Origin of the sequence: Candidatus Chloroploca mongolica (assembly GCF_004762035.2) — a bacterium.
GTDB lineage: Bacteria > Chloroflexota > Chloroflexia > Chloroflexales > Chloroflexaceae > Chloroploca > Chloroploca mongolica.
Map to the genome: position 1 here is coordinate 17,936 of NZ_SIJK02000003.1, position 17,941 is coordinate 35,876.

Below are 17,941 nucleotides of genomic sequence, written 5' to 3' on the forward strand. Positions count from 1 at the left end.
GGGAGCGAAGGTGTCTCGCCCTCGAACGCATGACGAGCACGAGACGCCCTCGCTCCCAGGAGAAAGGATGAACAATTCCTCTGCCGGGCATAGGGGCCTGCTGTGGCCTTACCGAGTATCAACCTGAGGTTGCGGCAACGCAACCCCCAATTCTTCACTCAGTTGTTGGAGGAACTGGGTAAGGAAGACCGTGCGGCGTTCGGCTTCAGCTTTGCCAGCCGCAGTGGTCATTGTTGCGGCAAGACCAAGCAGTTTGGTGTAGAAATGATCAATAGCTGAAAGCGTATCATCCGCAGGGCGTTCGGTAGGGAATGGTTCGGCAGGATCGTAGAGTGGGCGTCCAAGCTGTCCGTTGAGCATCAGACACCGGGCGAGACCGATGGCACCAAGGGCATCGAGGCGATCTGCATCCTGGACGACCCTCGCTTCAATGGTCAAAGGGGCAATGTTGGCTGTGAAGCTGTGGGCCATGATTGCATGGGCAATTGCAGGAATACGAAAAGGCGGATAGCCTGACCAGGTCAGGAACGAACTCGCCGCTGTTGCCGCCATCGTTGAAGCAAAGGGGCGTTGGAGCGAATCTTTGGGCACACTGACACAATCGTGCAACCAGGCTGCTGGCAACACGACCGTAAGATCAGCGTTTTCGGCAACGGCAAGGCGGCGTGCATTGGCGACTACCCGCCTGAGATGCTCACGATCATGGGCAGCATCATGCTGTGCTTCGCGTGAGTCAAGAAAGGCGATAAAGCGTGGTTCCCAGAAAGTTTCATCAATCATAGACTCTTGACCCAACCTTACCAGGTGACACTCATCATCGAACAATTAATTCCAGAGCCGATCCCGAGCAAACCGACGTGATCGCCAGCTTTGATCCGGCCTGCCTCGGCCGCTTGCGCCAGACTGATCGGGAGCGCCGCAGGCCCGATGTTGCCGAGCACCTGGAAATTCAAGGCAAGCTTCGCCGGTGTCAAGCCAAGGGCTTCGCCTACGGCGGCCATATGTCGGCCACTGACCTGGTGGGGGGTATAGAGTGCGATCTGCTCGTCAGACCAGTTGGGCAACCGCTCCTGGGCGCGTGCCCACGTTTCGGTGGCGAGTTTGACCCCGGCTACCAGCAGGGCGCTTGCATCGGTCTTCATATAATCAGGATTGCCAATGCAGAGCTCGTTGTGTTCGGTGGCCGCCAGTGAGACCAGGCCATTGAGCCGGTGTGGCGACCGGGCGACGCTGCGATGCGCAAGCAACATTGCCGCTGCGCCAGAGCCAAGGGTCAACGCGGCAAAGTTATCGCGGAACTCGATCGCGCTTGTCTCAGGGCGCTTCAAGCGCTCGAGTGTTGCCATCACAATCTCTTGCGAGCCTTCGCCATTGACGATCAGGGCATACTCGATCTCTCCCATCTCGATCATCATGGCCCCGACGTGCATCCCATTCAAGAAGCCCAGACAGGCATTGCGCAGATCATAGTTGATCGCCTTTGGTGCCAGGCCGAGACTACGATGGACAAAGCAGGCCGTTGAAGGTTCCAGAAAATCCTGACAGACCGAGGTGTTGAGCAAGAGCCCGATCCGGCCTGGATCAACCTCGGCGGCCGCCAGGACTTTTGCGCCAGCCAGCGTTGCTGTCGCACTGGGGCGGGTACCGGCATCCCAGAAACGGCGTTCCTGAATTCCCGAGAGTTGCTCTAGACGGCCCTTTGGTACCCCAAGGCGCTCCATGGTCTCACTGATCTGATCTTCAAGCCAGGCCGAACTGATCCGGTGCGGGGCCAACTCATACCCCAGCGCCTCGATGGCGACATTCTGAAAGAGCACGCCAGACCTCCCGATTTGCAAAAGTGACATTTCATGGGGTATCGTACCACATTTCTTGTGGGCAGGATGACACCGGCATCGCAAATCTATGCTATCCTATGGTAGACTAACCGGCGTGCAAACTGCCGGACTGCGGGCCGCGTTCGCCTGTAGGCAGGCTTGGTGATACTGAATTATGCGCGTCGCGATCATTCACGATTATCTGAATCAGTACGGTGGTGCCGAGCGGGTACTCGAGGCCCTCTGCGAGTTGTTCCCTGGTGCGCCTGTCTATACCTCGATTTATGACGCCGAGGCGATGCCAGGCCACTATCGTACCTGGGATATTCGCACCTCGTTTATGCAGCGCCTCCCGGGTTGGCGCAAGTACTTTCGTCGGTACTTCTTGCTCTATCCGACCGCCTTCGAGAGCTTTGACTTCAGTGAGTATGACCTGTTGATCTCGAGCAGCAGCGCCTATGCCAAGGGGGTGATTCCTCGGCCCGGTGCGTTGCATATCTGCTATTGCCATACGCCAATGCGTTTTGCGTGGCGGACACGTGAGTATATCGAGCGTGAAGAGATTACCGGGTTGCAACGGGTGCTGTTGCCTATCGGTCTGACCTATGTTAGACTCTGGGATGTCATTACGGCGAATCGCGTCGATCGCTTTGTTGCCAATTCATACGAGGTGGCCGGACGCATTGCGCGCTATTACGGTCGTTCCTCGCAGGTGATCGCCCCGCCTGTGGATCTGCCTCCGTACGAGCCACAGCCTGCGGGTGATTTCTATCTGGCTGGTGGTCGGCTTATTCCGTATAAGCGGATCGAGTTGATTATCGAGGCGTTTACGAAATTGCGCCTACCGCTCAAGGTTTTTGGCGATGGCCGCGACCGCCAGCGTCTCCAGCAACTTGCTGGCCCGAATATCGAGTTTCTTGGCTGGGTTGATGAAGGAACCCGCTGCGATCTCTTTGCTCGCTGCCGTGCGTTTATCTTTCCCGGTGAAGAAGATTTTGGCATTACTCCGCTCGAAGCAATGGCTGCCGGGCGCCCGGTGATTGCCTATGGTGCCGGTGGTGCGCTCGAAACAGTGATTGATGGCGTGACCGGGCGCTTTTTTCATCAGCAGACGGCGGCAGCAGTCGCGGCAGCAGTTGCAGCTTCACACGCAGACTGGTATGATCAAGCTGCGATCCGTCGTCACGCCGAGCAGTATCGGCGCGATCTCTTTCTTAGTCGGATGCGCACGGTGATCGATGAGACGCTGCAAGATCATCAACAGCAGCGCCTCCCACACGTTCGTTCGTAAGCCTATGCATCTTCGTGAATACATTGCGCTGCTGCTCCGTTATTGGCCAGTGCTGGTTCTTTTGCCCTTGCTGACGGCTGGTCTGAGTACGCTGACGCTGCTCGGGCGTACCCCGGTCTTCCAGACAACGGTGCGTTTGATGGTGACCCAGGCTCCTGAACCTGATCCTGAGTTGCCGCTGCCGCCCCTTGATGTCGGTACGACCTGGCTCACAACGGCGTATATCCTTGATGATCTGCCCGCTGTGATCTCCAGTGCGCTCTTTGCTACCGATGTCCAGGCCGCGATGGCTGCACAGGGCTATGCCCTTGAGGTGCCTGCGATCCAGGGCGGTTTGCGTGTCGAGACGACCCATCGCTCGGTGCTGCTTAGCGCCACGGCCGCAACCCCCGAACTCGCTGTTGCGATGGCGCAGGCGGCTGTGACGAGTCTCCGTGAGGGAGGGTTGGTCTACTGGGGCCGCGACCCCGCCGGTGGGTTGCAGGTGCAGGTGATTGATCCCCCGGGGGCCGCCGCTTCGTCCCAGAGCCTCACCGGGCTTGTGCGTGAAGTGGGCCTGCGGGTTGCGCTGGCGCTTGTCGCGGCGGTGGGCATTGCGTTGGGCCTTGCGTATCTTGATGATCGAATCTATCATGCACGTCAGGCCGAACGCTGGACGGGCGCACCTGTGCTTGCCGTGATTCCTGAAGAATGAGTGAGGGTGCGATGCAGTTACGTGATTATGGGCTTGTGCTCGCGAAACGCTGGTGGGTCATTGTGTTGACCCTCGTCGCTGCGGCAGTGGCGGCGTATGGGGTCAGCAAGTTGATCCCTCAGACGTTTCGCTCGCAGGCGGTCTATCTGGCTCTAGCCAACCAGGCTGATAATGGCCTGAATATTGTGCTCCGTAATTCGATGAATAGCTACCGCGAACTGGTGATGCAGCCCGATGTGCTTGACCAGATTAGCCAGGAAATTGGCCTGGATATTAGCGGTGAACGCTGGATGCGCGATGTCAATATCCAGCCTCGCCCTGATGAGCAGAAAATTATTATTGAGGTGGACGCGCCAACGCTCGATCAGTCGATGGCAATGGCCGACGCCGTGGGCAATCGCCTCGTTGCGGAAGTGAATCGCATTAATGCGACGCTCGAGGGAACCGCCCGGATCAATGTGCAACGCATTCAGCAGGCCCGCCTGACCGCTATTCAACCCAATACACGGATCAACGTGCTTGCCGGGGCGCTGCTTGGTCTGATGCTCGGGGTGTTGCTGGCCTATGTGCTTGAGTATCTTGATGATACGCTCAAGAGTAGTAGCGATGTTGAGCGTTTTGTTGGCTTGACGACCTTGGGTGCGATTCCTACCGTTGAGCCATAAAACGAGGAGATAGCTGTGGGTGCCAATGGTTCTTCGCCCGAGGCGATGTTGATTACGCTGCGTGACCCGGGCTCGCCTGCTGCTGAGGCGTTTCGTACCCTGCGTACTAATCTGCTTTTTTCGAGCCTTGACCGGCCTCTCCATACGCTGCTGGTCACCAGTGTGGCCCCTGATGAGGGCAAGAGTACGACCCTGGCGAATCTGGCCGTGACGATGGCTCAGGCCGAACAGCGGGTGCTGATGGTTGATTGCGACCTGCGCCGCCCGAGTTTGCATACGCTCTTTGGGGTGCCCAATGAGCGCGGCCTCACCAGTGCCGTGCTCGCGCAGGACGATGGCCCCTTGCCCATTCAGCCGACGAGTGTCCCCGGTCTCCATGTGCTGACCAGTGGCCCGTTGCCCCCGCGTCCCGCCGATCTGCTTGGCTCACGCCGTATGGGCGCACTGATCGAGCGGATGCGCTCTGAGGCCGAGATTGTGCTTTTTGATACGCCCCCGGTTGTGGTTGTTACCGATGCCGCTACGCTGGCCCCGCGGGTTGATGGCGTCCTGCTCGTGCTCCATGCTGGGCAGACCCGCCGCGACCGTGCCCGTGAGGCGCGCCGCCTGCTCGAGCAGGTCAAGGCAAATATCGTTGGGGTGGTGCTGAATGGGGCGAAGGTTGAGCGGGGTTATGCGTATTAGGTGAGCATATGATTGATCTGCATTCCCATATTCTCCACAATATTGATGACGGTACTCGTTCACTGCAAGAGGCTGTTGCCCTTGCCCGGGCTGCCGTTGCTGATGGCGTGACGATCATGGCTGCAACGCCCCACGGTGCTAGTTCGGTCAGTACCTGGACCCGCTATGAGGTTGACCTTGCACGCAAGCGCCTCGCCGAGATCCGCGCTGCCCTCGACCATGAGGGCGTGCCGCTCCAGCTTATCTCAGGAACTGAGATCTATGGTGAGCCGGGTGCGCTTGACCGGTTGCAGGCCGGTGCGCTCTTGCCCTACGAAACAGGTCGTGCCGTGCTCATCGAGTTTCCGTTGCATATTACCCCGCAGGCCGCCGAGCAGATTATCTTTGGGTTTCAACTCGCAGGCTATCGGGTTGTGCTCGCTCATCCTGAACGCTATCATTTTGTGCTGCGCGACCCCAATACCTTGATTCCGATGATCGAGCGCGGGATTGTGATGCAACTCACCTGCGATGCGTTGCTCGGTGTCCAGGGTTCGCGCATGAAGATGCTGGGCGAATTGATGGTGCAGCATGGCCTGGTGCAGATCCTCGCGACCGACGCCCACGGCTTGCACCTTGGTCGCGTGCCGAATCTGGGAGCCGCCCGCAAGCGTGTGGCTGAACTTGTCAGCGAGGAACTCGCCGATGCCCTCACCCGCCTGCACCCCGAGGCTATTCTCGCTGATGCGCCGCTGACGCCCATGCCTCCCTCGCGCATCCGCAATTGGGATGGTTCACGCTACGCTTGATGCGCTGTCATACCCGCGCTCATTGCTCCCAGTCAATCTCAATCCAGATCGTATCGTCACAGATCCGTACCGGGTAGGTTGCCAGGCGTAGCCCCACCGGAGGCACGAGGCTTTTGCCTGTCCGCACATCGTAGGCCCATCCGTGCCACGGACATGTGATCGTCGCGCCGATGAGAACCCCCGCCGAAAGCGGTCCGCCTTCGTGACGGCAGGCATCACTGAAGGCATAGAGGGTGCCATCCACATTGGCGACCGTAACTGGCAAGCCTTCGATCGCGGCATAGATCAGTTGCCCCGGTGCCAACTGGTTTGCCTCACCTATCTCCACCCACTCACCGGCCATACGCGCTTCTCCCTCATCCTCGTTTGTCAACCAAATTTCCTGGCCTTCCCGCGCCTTTGCGCCTTTGCGCCTTTGCGTCAAAAAACCGTCTTATTGGAAAAGCACTTCCCTGAGCAGTTCTTCCAGGATCGTGGCCGTGACCGCATGATGACGGTACGGCGGGGGCGTGCGCTGCGGGTAGACCCGATTGCTCAACACAACCAGGGCCAGTTGAGACCGTGGCACGCCAATGATGGCCGGCCCGGTAAAGCCTGTATGCCCAAAGCTTCCTCTGGGCGCAGCCCCCATAAAGTTGGCCCGATCCAGCATCCACCCCAACCCACTCTGCACTGCCTGCCCTGAGTCAGTTCGGAGCCCGGCAGTAGCATCACGTAAGGCTAGCGCAACCGTGGCTTCGCGCAGCACCTGCTGATCGGCCCATGCACCACCCTGCAGCCACATGCGCACTAGCCGTTCAAGATCGCGGGCGGTGCTGAAAAGCCCAGCGTGGCCTGCGACCCCGCCCAGTGCATAGGCACTCTCGTCGTGAACCACGCCATGCACGAGTCCCTGCCGCCAGGTATCATCCCATTCTGTTGGTACAATGCGTTCGCGTAAGGCTCCTGAGGGGCAGTAGCCGGTTGCGTGCATTCCCAGAGGGTCAAGCACAAGTTTCTGGACGGCCTGGTCAAGAGGGAGGCCCGCAACGACTGCGACAATGTTGCCAAGCAACAGACTATTGATATTGGTATAGGCTAGATGCGTCCCTGGTGGTTTGACTGGTTCGGCGGCATAGATCGCAGCCTGAATGCCGGCTGCCGCTTCGTTGCGTAGCGTCGAGAGGCGCAGATCCAGGCCTGAACAATGGGTCAACAGATGGCGCACTGTGACGTATTGTGCTCGTGCCGCTGGTAGATAGAATGTGATTGCTCGGTCGAGAGTCAGTTCACCAAGATCATAGAGCCGCAAAGCCGCTGTCGCCGTCACTACTTTGGTCAGCGAGGCAATGTCAAAGATATCGTCACGCACAACTGATCGCGTGCCCTCATCTTCGTACATCGTTGTGCCATACGCCTGATCGAGCAGCGTTGCCCCGTCACGGGTTGCCAGGATCACCGCCCCTGGAAAGATGCGTGCTGCAATGGCCTGCTGGATCACAATCGTTTGTCTCACCCCTCGGTCATATACCAGCTACTGCCAACCTGGATGACGGGCAACCCGCCACTCGTTTGCCCAAGTACTTCTGTCAGCCCCCCGGTTCGCTCACGTAGCACGTTGCCGTCTGCATCAAGAAAGACCAGGACGAATGTGCCGTCAACAACGTTGACAAGTGCCCGCCCCTCTTCACGACTCAAAATCTCGACATAGCTGTAGGTGATCGTGAGCGTGGTACGGCTTCCCACGACGGGTTGGTTCGAGGTTGTCACAAAGTTGAGCAGCATCTGGCTCATCGCATTGCGTTGATCAACCCGCTCACTCGGGGCAAAATGGCTCGCCAGCCGTTCGGCCCAACTACGCCGCACCTCTGGATCTGTCAGGTTCTCTTCAGCGAGCGCGGTATTCAGATCTTCGATAAAACTTTCAACCACTGCCTGCGGGCTTGAAGCACCTGCGCCTGCGACTTCTTGCTCGGCTACCGTGACACAGCCGGATAGCAGCAACAGTACAAGCACCAGGAAGAGTCCCGGCATAGGCCAGGGCACGACGCGAGGTTGCGTGTGTCGCACGCTTGGTTCGCCCCACATCTTATGGTGTCCCTTCGCCATTCTCACGAAATGAACGTGGCGCTGCCGGCAGTTCAGCCTGGATGATCTGGTTAGCATTGACGAGGTAGAGCTTCGTGCGGATGCCATCGTTCGTGACCGTCAGATTATTCAACTCATCGAGGCGAAGAGGTCCGTCAGTCCGAACCTTGATCTGTTGAATAATGGTTCCGCTTACCTTTTCCATCTGGAGAATACGCTCATTCAGGGTGTCAAGGAGAAAGAAGTAGCCATCTTCAGGTGACGTTCCGGTCACAACAAAGCCGCGCACGATCGTCAACGGAGGATTGATCGCTTCTGGTTTCACTTCACCAACAAATTGACCCTGACTAAAGACGAGCACAGTGCCATCGGCCCGCAGTAAATAGATGCTCCCATCAACAGCCATGTCAACCACGGTACTCAGATCGACTTCAGCCAGACTATTGACATCAAGCCAGTAATCGGGGGCATCACTATAACTACCCGAGCGAAAGCGCAAGACTTCATTGGCGACGGCGCCCCAGACATAGAGATTGCCGCCATACTCACGCACCCGCAAGCGGTCGCGTAGACGCCAGATCTCGCTTGCCCCGAGTTTGGCGTAGTTCCAGGTTGATCCGGTACGAAAATAGTACCCAAAACCACTCGTCGCCTCGTCAACCGCGACGACCTGGTCAATGCGCCAGGTCGCTGCCCGCACTGGCCCGACGACCGTTGAACCAACCCCCTGCCCAGGGCTGAGAAATGGCTCGGCACGGCCTCCCTCCTGGGGAATACGGTACAGACGGCTATTCTGGGTGTCGATATCAACGGCATAGATATACTGCAAGCGTTCGAGCAGATTTGTATCGGTCACATTGGTCATCACTGGAGGCACAATCACATCGGCAAAGCGTCCGGTGGCAAGGGGATGCACCGCCATCACCACAGGTTCATCAAGAAAGGTGATGCGTTGCACGGATGCTAGGGCACGTTCGTATTCGCGTTGTAATTCTTGATAGCGGAGCCAGAGCGTTGGATTCGTCGTCGTAATCAGCGCACTGCTCCGTAGCTCATCAATCGCTTCACGGGCAAACTCCAGCGTCACCAGCGCTTCGTTGGCATCCTCGGCACTCCGCACGGTCGCCAATTGCTCGTCGGCGACCCTGAAGTATTCGAGCACAATCTGCTGGTCATTCTGGTGGCTCAAATTCATGCCGTAGATCACCAGGATGGTGATCATCAGCAACAGGCCAAGAAAGAGCACCCATGGAAAAGGAGGCCCTTTGCGCCGGTACGAAAGCCCATGGCCCCGATGGATCGGACGTTGCGGTTGCATCGTTCGACGGACGCGACGTTCACGGAAATAGCCGTTGATGCTACTGCTCATCCGTTGGAAGGGTAGGGCAAGTCGTTCGCCCCAGGTCAGGTCAACGAGGGGGCGTTCTTCGTAGCGGGGGCGGTATGGTCCGGCCCCGCTGATCGGCTCTTCACTACTCAGATCGATGCGACGGTTGCCTGAAACGGGCACCGTCCCTTCACCGAGAAAGGTTGAAGGGGGCAGGTTTTCGAGCCGTAGCGGTGCGGTGTCGGCCCGTGCCTCGCGTAGCCGTGCGTAACGATCCCCGATCCCGCCACCAAGATTGATTGGTGTTGCGCGAGGGATTGGTGCCGTTGAGTACGTTGGCTCTTCCGGCATCCGTTGCATCATATCAATCGGTTCAGCCCCGGGCTCCTCCGTGCCCTGTTGCTTGCTTCGTTCGGGTCGCCTCCTCAGCGTGTGCCTCAGTTTGTCTAGCCATCCACGCATCCCTGCCATCTGCGCCCCTTGCATCGTGCGGGTCGCGCTTTTGCTGGGGACGACCTGGCGGTTGCGAGGCGGCGCTTCTGGGGTAAACCTGATTATCAGGGCATGGGGATTGTCGAGGTCATGGGTGTGGGCAAGCTGTTCCAGGCGTTCCAGCATGACCGCGGTGTCATCTTGGCACAGCCTGGTTTCTACGTCGGTGCGGTTGAGCAGTTGGGCAAAATTACTCGAACAGAGCAAGGCCCCGCCGCCGGTTCCTATGCTTGCACGGTAGAGTTCGGGCTCGACAAAGAGACTTGCGCCCAGGGCCGTCGCCTGGGTAAAAGGCAGGGCGTTGGTGCTGGTAGGATCCCAGACAGCATGGGTTGGCACGGCTCGAATGCGCCCTTCACTCAGGATATAGGCCTGTGCGGGCTGTACCTGAACAAGAAAGAGATCGGTGTCACGGACGATGGCACAGGTTAGCCCAATCAGCACTCGTTTGTCGCTTGCATGCTTGAAATTGTGCTCGTAGAGCGCCTTGTTGGCTGCGCGGATCGCGGACCGTAGGGCTGACGTGATACTGGACGAGGTGTCCCCATAGAAGGTGCGCTCGATCACACTGGCTACCAATTCACAGGCGGCCAGGCTTGCTTTGCTCTGATCAGTCGCTTCAACGACCAGATAGAGCCGTCCTTTGCGTGCCTCGGGGCCAAAAGGCGAGGCTGGCATGGCTTCGCTGATCAACGCACGCTGGGCCTGTTTGTTCTCGGGAACCAGCCTGAACTGAGCACTCTGGATCGCAATGCGCGACATAGCTTCTCTCTCCTCCTCCTTCACTCCTTGCGATTATAGCATGGTTGCTCTGAACCCCGCATGGTTGCCCTCAACCCCGCATGGTTGCCCTCAACCCCGGTGCGGACTATAATAGACCCAGGTTTGTTGCAATGTGCCAGCCGACACTGTGATGCATCATGCCACAGGTCTCCAGGATGGATCGGGGCACAACCATGGCTGCCGTCGTTTGCCAGCCCGGAGTCTCGCATGGCGCGCATTACCGTCACCTTACATGATGAACTTCGTACCTTTGCCGTTGCCACCGGCGGACTCTCGCTTGGTCGCCAGTTAGATAATGCCATTGTCCTGAATCATCCGATCGTTTCCCGGAGGCATGCACGCATCGAGTGGCGAGGGCGTCAGGTCTGGGTCAAAGATCTCGATAGCCGCAATGGGGTCACGGTCAATCGCCTTCGGGTCAAAGAAGAGCAACTCACCGATGGCGATATTATTGGTATTGGCCCTTTTGAACTTCAGTTTGAAGATCGGGCCGTCCAGAGTGTCTTCCTCGATGACCAGCGTTATTATCCCCTTGCGTCGGATGGCCGTACGGTTAGAGCCCACGAAATTCCTCTTGAACCTGCCGATCTCCAGACCGTTTATATGATCGGGATCAGGTTGAACCAGGTGCTCGATTTTCGTGAATTGCTTGATTTGGTGATGGAGGAGGTGCTCCAGGTTGTTCCGGCTGAACGCGGTCTGCTTTTGCTGCGCAAGGATGATGAACTGGTGCCCAGGGTTGTGCTGCCTGTCGGTACTGGTGATGTCGCTATTTCCAGTACGATTGTCCGTAAGGCGATTGATGCCCGCGAGGCGATTTTGACGCGTGATGCCCGGCTCGATTTTGCCGAGGCCGATAGCATTATCAGTGCCAATATGCGCTCGGCCATCTGTGCGCCTCTCTTGCTCCAGGGAAGTGCCATCGGGATCATTTTACTTGATGCCGCCGGGCGTGATCAGTTTGGTGAACGTGAACGCGATCTGGTCGTTGCTATCGCTAATTTTGCCGCCGTTGCGATCGAACGCGCCCGTCTCACCGAAGAGTTGCGCCACCAGGGGCAGCTCCGCCAGAACCTTGAACGGTTTCTTTCGCCGAATGTTGCTCATGCCCTCGCTCGCTATGTTGCCCAACATGGCAAACTCTGGGAGGCTCAGGAACAGCAGGTCTCGGTGCTCTTTGCTGATATCAAGGGTTTTACTTCGCTTGCGGAACAACTTTCCCCCCGTGAGGTGCAGGATCTGCTCAATGAGTATCTCCACGAAATGACGGATGTCATTTTTCGTTACAATGGTACCGTAGACAAATATATCGGAGATGGTATCATGGCCGTGTTTGGTGCGCCACGTTTGCCTGATGAACCCGAGGATGATCAGCATGCCTTCCGTGCGGTCGCTGCTGCCCTCGAAATGCAGGCCGCCCAGCGCCGTCTTGTTAGCAGGGCGATCTCGGGGCGTACTTTTGCCATCCGGATCGGGGTCAACACGGGGATGGCGTATACCGGGTTTTTTGGAACGCGCCATCGCCTTGAATATACGGCCATTGGTGATACCGTCAATACGGCCTCGCGTCTCGAAGGTGCCGCCGAACCTGGCTCGGTCTTTATTGGTCAGGATACCGCTGATGTGGTGTGCCATCACTTCGATCTTCAGGCAATGGGCGAACTGCAACTCAAAGGCAAGCAACAGCGCGTTCGGGCCTTCAAAGTGCTGAAACCGCGCGAAACGAGTCAACGCGCTGAGTGATCGCTGCTTGCGTATCTGGAATCTTGTTTTTTTTGACTAGATAAGTAGTCTTTGTATGCCAATTGTGATAGGAATCCGCTTTAAAGATAGTGGTAAAGTTTACTACTTTGATCCGCAAGAGTTCGAGTTGCAAGTTGGTGAACCGGTGATTGTTGAGACGGTACGCGGGCTGGAATTGGCACGGGTGGCCTATGAGCGTCGTGAAGTTCCCGTGACTGAGATTGTTGGTGAACTCAAGCCAGTTGTGCGCCGCGCTGAATCCGCTGATCTCGAACGCTTCCGCGATCTCCAGGCTCGCCACGCTGAGGTGCTTGAACGCTGTGCCGAGAAGGTGCGTGAACACGGCCTGCCGATGAGCCTGGTCAAGGCTGAGTATAGTTTTGATGGGTCGCGCCTGACTTTCTATTTTACCGCTGAAAAACGGGTTGATTTTCGTCTGCTCGTGCGCGATCTCGCTCGTACCTTTAAGAGCCGGATCGAGTTGCGCCAGATTGGTCCTCGCGATGAGGCCCGTTTGCTTGGTGGGATTGGCCCGTGTGGCCGTGTGCTCTGCTGTGCCTCTTTCTTGCCTGATTATGCCCGGGTCAGTATCAAGATGGCAAAAGATCAGGATCTGCCGCTCAATCCTTCGAAGATCAGTGGGGTCTGTGGGCGTCTGCTCTGCTGCCTTTCGTATGAACACGAGCAGTATGTGGCGATGCGCGCCGAGTTGCCCCGCAAAGGGACGTGGGTGCAAACCCCCGATGGCCCCGGTGAGGTCGTTGCTCAGCAGGTGCTCAAACAGCAGTTGATTGTTCAGCTCGTCGGTAGTGGGATCCAAGAGACCTATGGCATGGATCAGATTGAGCTTGCCACAACCCAGGTTGCCGCCACGGCTCGTGCGCGTAATACTGAAGGTGTTACTCCGGTGGCCCAGCAACGTCGCACGAGTCCCCCTGAACGCCATGACCGCCGCAAGCTCCGTGATGAGATTGATCAGTACGATCTCCTTGACGATCTCGAGTTGCTCGAAGATGACTTTGAGTCACCTTTCCGTGATACTACCCCCGCGGCTCGCCCTGCGCCGCGCGCTGCTCCACCATCTCATCAGGCCCAGCCGCCTGTTGAGCCTCCCAGAAAGTCGCCGCGGCGGGCCGCCTCCCCGACCTCTCCCACTTCCAGCGCTGCCTCTCCCGCCGAGCCTGCTGCCGAAACGCCTCCTGCGCCAGCGCCGCGTCGCCGTCGCCGCCGGAGTGGGCGCGGCGGTGCGAAACCTGATCCCGACACCCAATGATCCGCCGCGTTTCCCTGCTGCTGTGGTTGCTCGTCGCTGCACTCGGCTTCACTGCCTGTATCCGTACGACCGAGCAACCAGTCTCAGCGCCGCCAACTCAGCCGCCAGCAACCCTTGCCCCGCTTACGCCGGCGCTCTTGCCGACAAGCACGCTTCCAGTGCCGACGCCACGCACCCAGCCTGAGCGCATGGGAACCTTCTTTTTCTACTGGTACCATTGCCCCGAGCGTGCCTGTGATGCCAGTGAATTGACGGCGATCCCTCCGGGTTGGCTGACGCCGTTACCTGACGATCCTGATCCCCGCGATGGTCTGGCCTACTCGTCGATCAATTATGATTGGTTTGAAGGCGAGCTACGGGATCTTGTTGATGTTGGCTTTGATCTTATCTTGCCAGTAAGCTGGGGTGATCATCCGCATCCCTGGTTTCGCCAGGATCGTCTCGATCTCCTTGTTCAGGCCAATGGCATCCTCGAAGAGCCACTGGCTATCGGTATGTTTCTCGATACCACGGCTCAGCAGGCCATGTACAACGATTTTGTCGCGGATGGCTATCGTTTTGGCCCAACGATCCCTCGTATGCCGCTCAGCGATGCACGTAGCGGCTACTTCTTCTATGATCTGCACATCAAAGGCTTTTTCGAGCGCATTCCCCGTGAGATGTGGGCCACCGAGCAGGGCCGGCCGATCATTGTGACCTATACCGCCCTCTGTTGTGATGAACTCTACCGTGCAGGTGAACTCTGGCATGCGGTGAAAGCGGCTTTTCGCGCCGATTTTGGCGTCGAGCCCTGGCTTATCCTCGAAGAGACCTGGTTTACCCCCGAGGCCCGTGCCCCCGGCGAGGGGCTTCAGCCACTTGAACTAGTCGCTGATGGTCGCTACCATTGGGGCACGGCGTTGCATGGCCCACAGACAGCCACGCTGCGGAATTTCTCGGTCACAAGCGTTGGTCCCGGTTTCGACAACCGACGCATTGTTGGCATCACCGATCCCCGCTCTCAACCCCGTGAAGAGCCGCCTGGCGGTGGCCCGCGTAGCAACGGGGCCTTCTTCCGCGCCAGTCTTGCGGCTGTTCCCCCTGAGACCGATCTGCTCTTGATTGAAACCTGGAACGAATGGCCGGAAAGCACCGGGATCGCACGCGCAAGCCACCAGGGCCTTGATGGACAACCGCTCCCTGACGATTTCTACATGGATCTTTTGCGCCGCTGGCGTCGTGGGGGCTGAGCTTATGCGTATAGCGTAGCCCTGTAAGCTGCATATTCCTGGGGGCGTAGCCCCCAGGAATATGCTATAATCCCATTGATATGCGCCGACAGCGACGTTGGTGCAGCGCAACAAAGGAGTTAGCGCATGATTACCAAGCGACTGGGTCGTCATGGAGGTGTGCTGGTTACGTTTGTGGTGCCTGCCTCGCTCTGGGCTGATACAATCTGTGTCGTTGGTGACTTTAATCGCTGGGAAGAGCAGGCAACGCCGCTTCGCTTGACCGAAAATGGCTGGATAGCAACGCTTGAGCTTGAAGCAGGTCGTTCGTATCAGTATCGCTACCTCGTCAATGGGGTTGAGTGGCACATCGACTGGAATGCCGATGCGTATGTGCCGAATCGTTTTGGTGGCGATAATTCTGTGGTGATTACGCCGGATTTTCTAACTCCGCAGCCTGAGGACAAAAAAGCTTCTTCCAATGACGTTGTCCTCCCCTTTGTGCGTCCGCAGTTGCGCTTGATTTCATCTGGTTAAGGCCCCAGAAGGGGCCTTTGCCTCTTTTCTCAAAACCATGTCAAATCAGAGTGTCCCTGTCCTCGATTTTGGTTCGCAGACAGCCCAGTTGATTGTCCGACGCCTCCGCGAGCTGGGGGTCTATAGCGAGTTGTTGCCCCACGATGCGTCCGAAGCGCAGGTGCGCGCCCTCAATCCTATCGGGGTTGTGCTTTCTGGTGGCCCCGCCAGTGTCTATGCGCCTGATGCGCCGTCGCTGCCTGCGTGGCTGCCTGCCTCGGGCTTGCCTGCTCTTGGGGTCTGTTATGGCATGCAGTTGATGAGTCATACCCTCGGTGGTGTGGTGCTGCGCCCCGATGCACGTGAGTATGGCCCCGCGATGATTACGCGCAATGAGGAGCATCCTCTTTTTGCTGGCCTCCCCGCTGAACAGCCGGTCTGGATGAGTCACGGCGATAGGATCGAGGCCCTGCCCCCTGGGTTTCGTGCGCTTGCGGCGAATCCTGCGACGCCTTTTGCTGCAATGGGTGATGATGCCCGTCGTTGGTATGGGGTTCAGTTCCATCCCGAGGTTGTCCATACCACCCACGGCCAGGCGTTGCTCGGTAATTTCCTCTTTCATATCTGCGCTGCCGAAGCTTCGTGGCGCCCCACCGCGTTTGTCGCCGAGGCGGTTGAGCGTGTGCGTCAGCAGGTTGGCCCCGACGAACGTGTGATCTGTGCCCTCTCGGGTGGGGTTGACTCGGCTGTCGCTGCGCTGCTTATTCATCGTGCCATCGGTGAACGGCTGATCTGTATCTTTGTTGATAATGGCCTCTTGCGCCTGGGTGAGGCTGAACAGGTCATTGCAACGTTCCGCGAGCATGTGCATGTGCCCCTTGTGGCTGTGGATGCCCGCGAGGAGTTCCTCGCTGCCCTCGAAGGCGTCGCCGATCCTGAACGCAAACGCAAAATTATTGGCGAGAAGTTTATTCGCATTTTTGAACGCGAGGCCCGTAGCCTCGGTGATGTGCGGTTTCTTGCCCAGGGAACCCTCTATCCCGATGTGATCGAGTCGCGTGCCCCCGATCGTACCAAGGGCGTGACGATCAAGACGCACCATAATGTCGGTGGTTTGCCCGCTGATATGCAGATGAAATTGGTCGAGCCTTTGCGCTATCTCTTTAAGGACGAGGTGCGTGCGGCTGGCCTCGAACTCGGTTTGCCTGAAGATTGGGTCTGGCGCCATCCGTTCCCCGGTCCTGGCCTTGCGGTGCGGGTCATCGGGCCGGTCTCTTTTGCCCGCCTCGAGACGCTGCGCCAGGCCGATGCGATCTTTCTGGCCGAGTTGCGCGCCGCTGGCCTCTATCGGGCAACTCAGCAGGCTTTTGCTGTGCTCTTGCCTGTCCAGAGTGTCGGGGTGATGGGTGATGAACGAACCTATGCCGATACGCTTGCCCTGCGTGCGATTACGACCGAAGATTATATGACCGCCGATTGGGCGCGTTTGCCTCACGAATTGCTCGCTACGATTAGTAGTCGTATCGTCAATGAGGTTCCTGGAGTCAATCGGGTTGTCTATGATCTCTCGTCAAAACCACCTGCTACGATTGAATGGGAGTAAGCGCGCTGATCCAATCTGCCCCATCCAAGCTGATTCTCTGCGGTGAGCACGCGGTTGTCTATGGTCAACCCGCGCTTGCTGTCCCCCTTGGCGATCTGCGCGCTTATGCTGAGGTCTCTGCTGGTGCCCCTGGTTCTGGGTTTTATCTTGTGGCCCCTGATCTCGGTGAAGCCTGGCACGCTCACGTCAAGCCTGAGCATCCGCTTAGCGAACTGGCTTTGGCTGTCCTCGCCTCTTTCGGTGTTACGCAGGCTGATCTGGTGCTCAGGTTGCATGCCGAGATTCCGCTCGCCAGCGGTATGGGTAGTGGCGCCGCAATTGGTACGGCGCTCGTCCGTGCTCTGGCCGCCTGGTTTGACCAGGAACTCCCCCCGGTCCAGATTGCCGAGCTTGTCTATGCCAGTGAGCGTCGGTTCCACGGTACGCCCAGTGGCATTGATAATACGGTGGTTGCGCACGAGCAGGCTATCTGGTATGTGCGCCACCTTACCCCTGGTGCGCAGGCCTTCACGGCGACGATTGAGCCGGTGGTGATCAAAGCCCCGCTCCACCTTGTGATCGGTGATACGGGTGTGCGGAGCATGACCCGCTTGCCTGTCGGTGCGGTGCGCGAAGCCTGGCAGGCTGATCCCCCACGCTACGAGGCGTTCTTTGCTGCCATTGGACAGGTCGTCTATCGGGTGCGTACGGCCCTCTCCGAGGGTGACCAGCAGCAACTTGGTGCGCTGTTCAACGAAAATCAGGCGCTCCTTGAAGAAATCGGGGTCTCCTCACCCGAGTTGAATCATCTTGTTGCGGCTGCACGCCAGGCCGGTGCCCTCGGTGCCAAACTCTCAGGGGCAGGTTGGGGTGGGGTTATGTTTGCCCTTGTCACGCCCGACCAGCGCTCAACGGTTGTCCAGGCTCTCCAACAGGCTGGTGCCACCAGTGTCATCGCAACTACCGTGGCCTCAAGCTGAGCCCCACACCTATTCTGAATCTCTGCGCCTT

At 58.2% G+C, this 17,941-nt stretch carries 17 protein-coding genes; 11 read left to right on the forward strand and 6 right to left on the reverse strand.

From position 1 onward, the window contains the following. Positions 1–108: 108 nt before the first annotated feature. Positions 109–780: an HD domain-containing protein gene (locus tag EYB53_RS02385; protein ID WP_135476368.1), complete on the reverse strand. Its 672-nt coding sequence runs from the start codon at positions 778–780 to the stop codon at positions 109–111. Between the two features lie 17 nt (positions 781–797). Continuing rightward, positions 798–1,817 carry a 3-oxoacyl-ACP synthase III gene (locus EYB53_RS02390; protein WP_135476370.1) on the reverse strand — a complete coding sequence of 340 codons (1,020 nt, stop codon included), beginning with the start codon at positions 1,815–1,817 and terminating at the stop codon, positions 798–800. A gap of 175 nt (positions 1,818–1,992) precedes the next feature. On the opposite strand from EYB53_RS02390, the gene EYB53_RS02395 reads away from it, so the two are divergent. From EYB53_RS02395 to EYB53_RS02415, 5 genes are read left to right on the forward strand one after another with little or no spacing between them, the layout of a single operon-like run. Further along, a complete protein-coding gene (locus EYB53_RS02395) occupies positions 1,993–3,108 on the forward strand; it encodes a glycosyltransferase (RefSeq protein WP_135476372.1) in 1,116 nt (371 codons plus the stop codon). 4 nt (positions 3,109–3,112) lie between these two features. Next, positions 3,113–3,802: a YveK family protein gene (locus tag EYB53_RS02400; RefSeq protein WP_135476374.1), complete on the forward strand. Its 690-nt coding sequence runs from the start codon at positions 3,113–3,115 to the stop codon at positions 3,800–3,802. Positions 3,803–3,813: 11 nt separating this feature from the next. After that, positions 3,814–4,467, forward strand: a complete 654-nt coding sequence (locus EYB53_RS02405; protein ID WP_135476376.1) for a YveK family protein — start codon at positions 3,814–3,816, stop codon at positions 4,465–4,467. A 15-nt stretch (positions 4,468–4,482) separates the two neighbouring features. Then, positions 4,483–5,151, forward strand: coding sequence for a CpsD/CapB family tyrosine-protein kinase (locus tag EYB53_RS02410; RefSeq protein WP_503827052.1), 669 nt, complete (start codon positions 4,483–4,485; stop codon positions 5,149–5,151). A gap of 8 nt (positions 5,152–5,159) precedes the next feature. Beyond that, complete coding sequence (locus EYB53_RS02415) at positions 5,160–5,939, forward strand: tyrosine-protein phosphatase (RefSeq protein ID WP_135476378.1); 780 nt, start codon at positions 5,160–5,162, stop codon at positions 5,937–5,939. 19 nt (positions 5,940–5,958) lie between these two features. Here the strand turns inward: EYB53_RS02415 and EYB53_RS02420 are convergent, their stop codons facing one another. The 4 genes from EYB53_RS02420 to EYB53_RS02435 are packed head-to-tail and all read right to left on the reverse strand — an operon-like array spanning position 5,959 to position 10,587. Continuing rightward, positions 5,959–6,312, reverse strand: a complete 354-nt coding sequence (locus EYB53_RS02420; RefSeq protein WP_254150847.1) for a Rieske (2Fe-2S) protein — start codon at positions 6,310–6,312, stop codon at positions 5,959–5,961. Between the two features lie 60 nt (positions 6,313–6,372). Next, on the reverse strand, positions 6,373–7,434 hold the full coding sequence (locus EYB53_RS02425; RefSeq protein WP_135476380.1) for a serine hydrolase domain-containing protein: 1,062 nt from the start codon (positions 7,432–7,434) through the stop codon (positions 6,373–6,375). Continuing rightward, positions 7,431–7,952 carry a hypothetical protein gene (locus EYB53_RS02430; protein WP_135476382.1) on the reverse strand — a complete coding sequence of 174 codons (522 nt, stop codon included), beginning with the start codon at positions 7,950–7,952 and terminating at the stop codon, positions 7,431–7,433. Before EYB53_RS02430 ends, EYB53_RS02425 begins: the two co-directional genes overlap by 4 nt. 55 nt (positions 7,953–8,007) lie before the next feature. Continuing rightward, complete coding sequence (locus EYB53_RS02435; protein WP_135476385.1) at positions 8,008–10,587, reverse strand: hypothetical protein; 2,580 nt, start codon at positions 10,585–10,587, stop codon at positions 8,008–8,010. Positions 10,588–10,815: 228 nt separating this feature from the next. Here EYB53_RS02435 and EYB53_RS02440 point away from each other — a divergent pair, with 228 nt between their 5' ends. From EYB53_RS02440 to mvk, 6 genes are all read left to right on the forward strand, one after another. Further along, complete coding sequence (locus tag EYB53_RS02440; RefSeq protein ID WP_135476387.1) at positions 10,816–12,351, forward strand: adenylate/guanylate cyclase domain-containing protein; 1,536 nt, start codon at positions 10,816–10,818, stop codon at positions 12,349–12,351. A gap of 55 nt (positions 12,352–12,406) precedes the next feature. Further along, positions 12,407–13,624, forward strand: a complete 1,218-nt coding sequence (locus EYB53_RS02445; protein WP_135476389.1) for a PSP1 domain-containing protein — start codon at positions 12,407–12,409, stop codon at positions 13,622–13,624. Further along, positions 13,621–14,853, forward strand: coding sequence for a DUF5010 domain-containing protein (locus EYB53_RS02450; RefSeq protein ID WP_135476391.1), 1,233 nt, complete (start codon positions 13,621–13,623; stop codon positions 14,851–14,853). Before EYB53_RS02445 ends, EYB53_RS02450 begins: the two co-directional genes overlap by 4 nt. 126 nt (positions 14,854–14,979) lie before the next feature. After that, a complete protein-coding gene (locus EYB53_RS02455) occupies positions 14,980–15,369 on the forward strand; it encodes an isoamylase early set domain-containing protein (protein WP_135476393.1) in 390 nt (129 codons plus the stop codon). Positions 15,370–15,406: 37 nt separating this feature from the next. Then, positions 15,407–16,951 carry a glutamine-hydrolyzing GMP synthase gene (gene guaA / locus EYB53_RS02460; protein ID WP_135476395.1) on the forward strand — a complete coding sequence of 515 codons (1,545 nt, stop codon included), beginning with the start codon at positions 15,407–15,409 and terminating at the stop codon, positions 16,949–16,951. Next, positions 16,942–17,910: a mevalonate kinase gene (gene mvk / locus EYB53_RS02465; RefSeq protein ID WP_205712560.1), complete on the forward strand. Its 969-nt coding sequence runs from the start codon at positions 16,942–16,944 to the stop codon at positions 17,908–17,910. The genes guaA and mvk overlap by 10 nt, the downstream gene beginning before the upstream one ends. Positions 17,911–17,941 lie beyond the last annotated feature (31 nt).

Coding starts and splice junctions, on each gene's coding strand:
- EYB53_RS02435 (WP_135476385.1), bottom strand. CDS start 10,587: ATGTCGCGCATTGCGATCCAGAGTGCTCAGTTCAGGCTGGTTCCCGAG.
- guaA (WP_135476395.1), top strand. CDS start 15,407: ATGTCAAATCAGAGTGTCCCTGTCCTCGATTTTGGTTCGCAGACAGCC.
- EYB53_RS02385 (WP_135476368.1), bottom strand. CDS start 780: ATGATTGATGAAACTTTCTGGGAACCACGCTTTATCGCCTTTCTTGAC.
- EYB53_RS02430 (WP_135476382.1), bottom strand. CDS start 7,952: ATGCCGGGACTCTTCCTGGTGCTTGTACTGTTGCTGCTATCCGGCTGT.
- EYB53_RS02415 (WP_135476378.1), top strand. CDS start 5,160: ATGATTGATCTGCATTCCCATATTCTCCACAATATTGATGACGGTACT.
- EYB53_RS02445 (WP_135476389.1), top strand. CDS start 12,407: ATGCCAATTGTGATAGGAATCCGCTTTAAAGATAGTGGTAAAGTTTAC.
- EYB53_RS02395 (WP_135476372.1), top strand. CDS start 1,993: ATGCGCGTCGCGATCATTCACGATTATCTGAATCAGTACGGTGGTGCC.
- EYB53_RS02400 (WP_135476374.1), top strand. CDS start 3,113: ATGCATCTTCGTGAATACATTGCGCTGCTGCTCCGTTATTGGCCAGTG.
- mvk (WP_205712560.1), top strand. CDS start 16,942: ATGGGAGTAAGCGCGCTGATCCAATCTGCCCCATCCAAGCTGATTCTC.
- EYB53_RS02455 (WP_135476393.1), top strand. CDS start 14,980: ATGATTACCAAGCGACTGGGTCGTCATGGAGGTGTGCTGGTTACGTTT.
- EYB53_RS02405 (WP_135476376.1), top strand. CDS start 3,814: ATGCAGTTACGTGATTATGGGCTTGTGCTCGCGAAACGCTGGTGGGTC.
- EYB53_RS02450 (WP_135476391.1), top strand. CDS start 13,621: ATGATCCGCCGCGTTTCCCTGCTGCTGTGGTTGCTCGTCGCTGCACTC.
- EYB53_RS02440 (WP_135476387.1), top strand. CDS start 10,816: ATGGCGCGCATTACCGTCACCTTACATGATGAACTTCGTACCTTTGCC.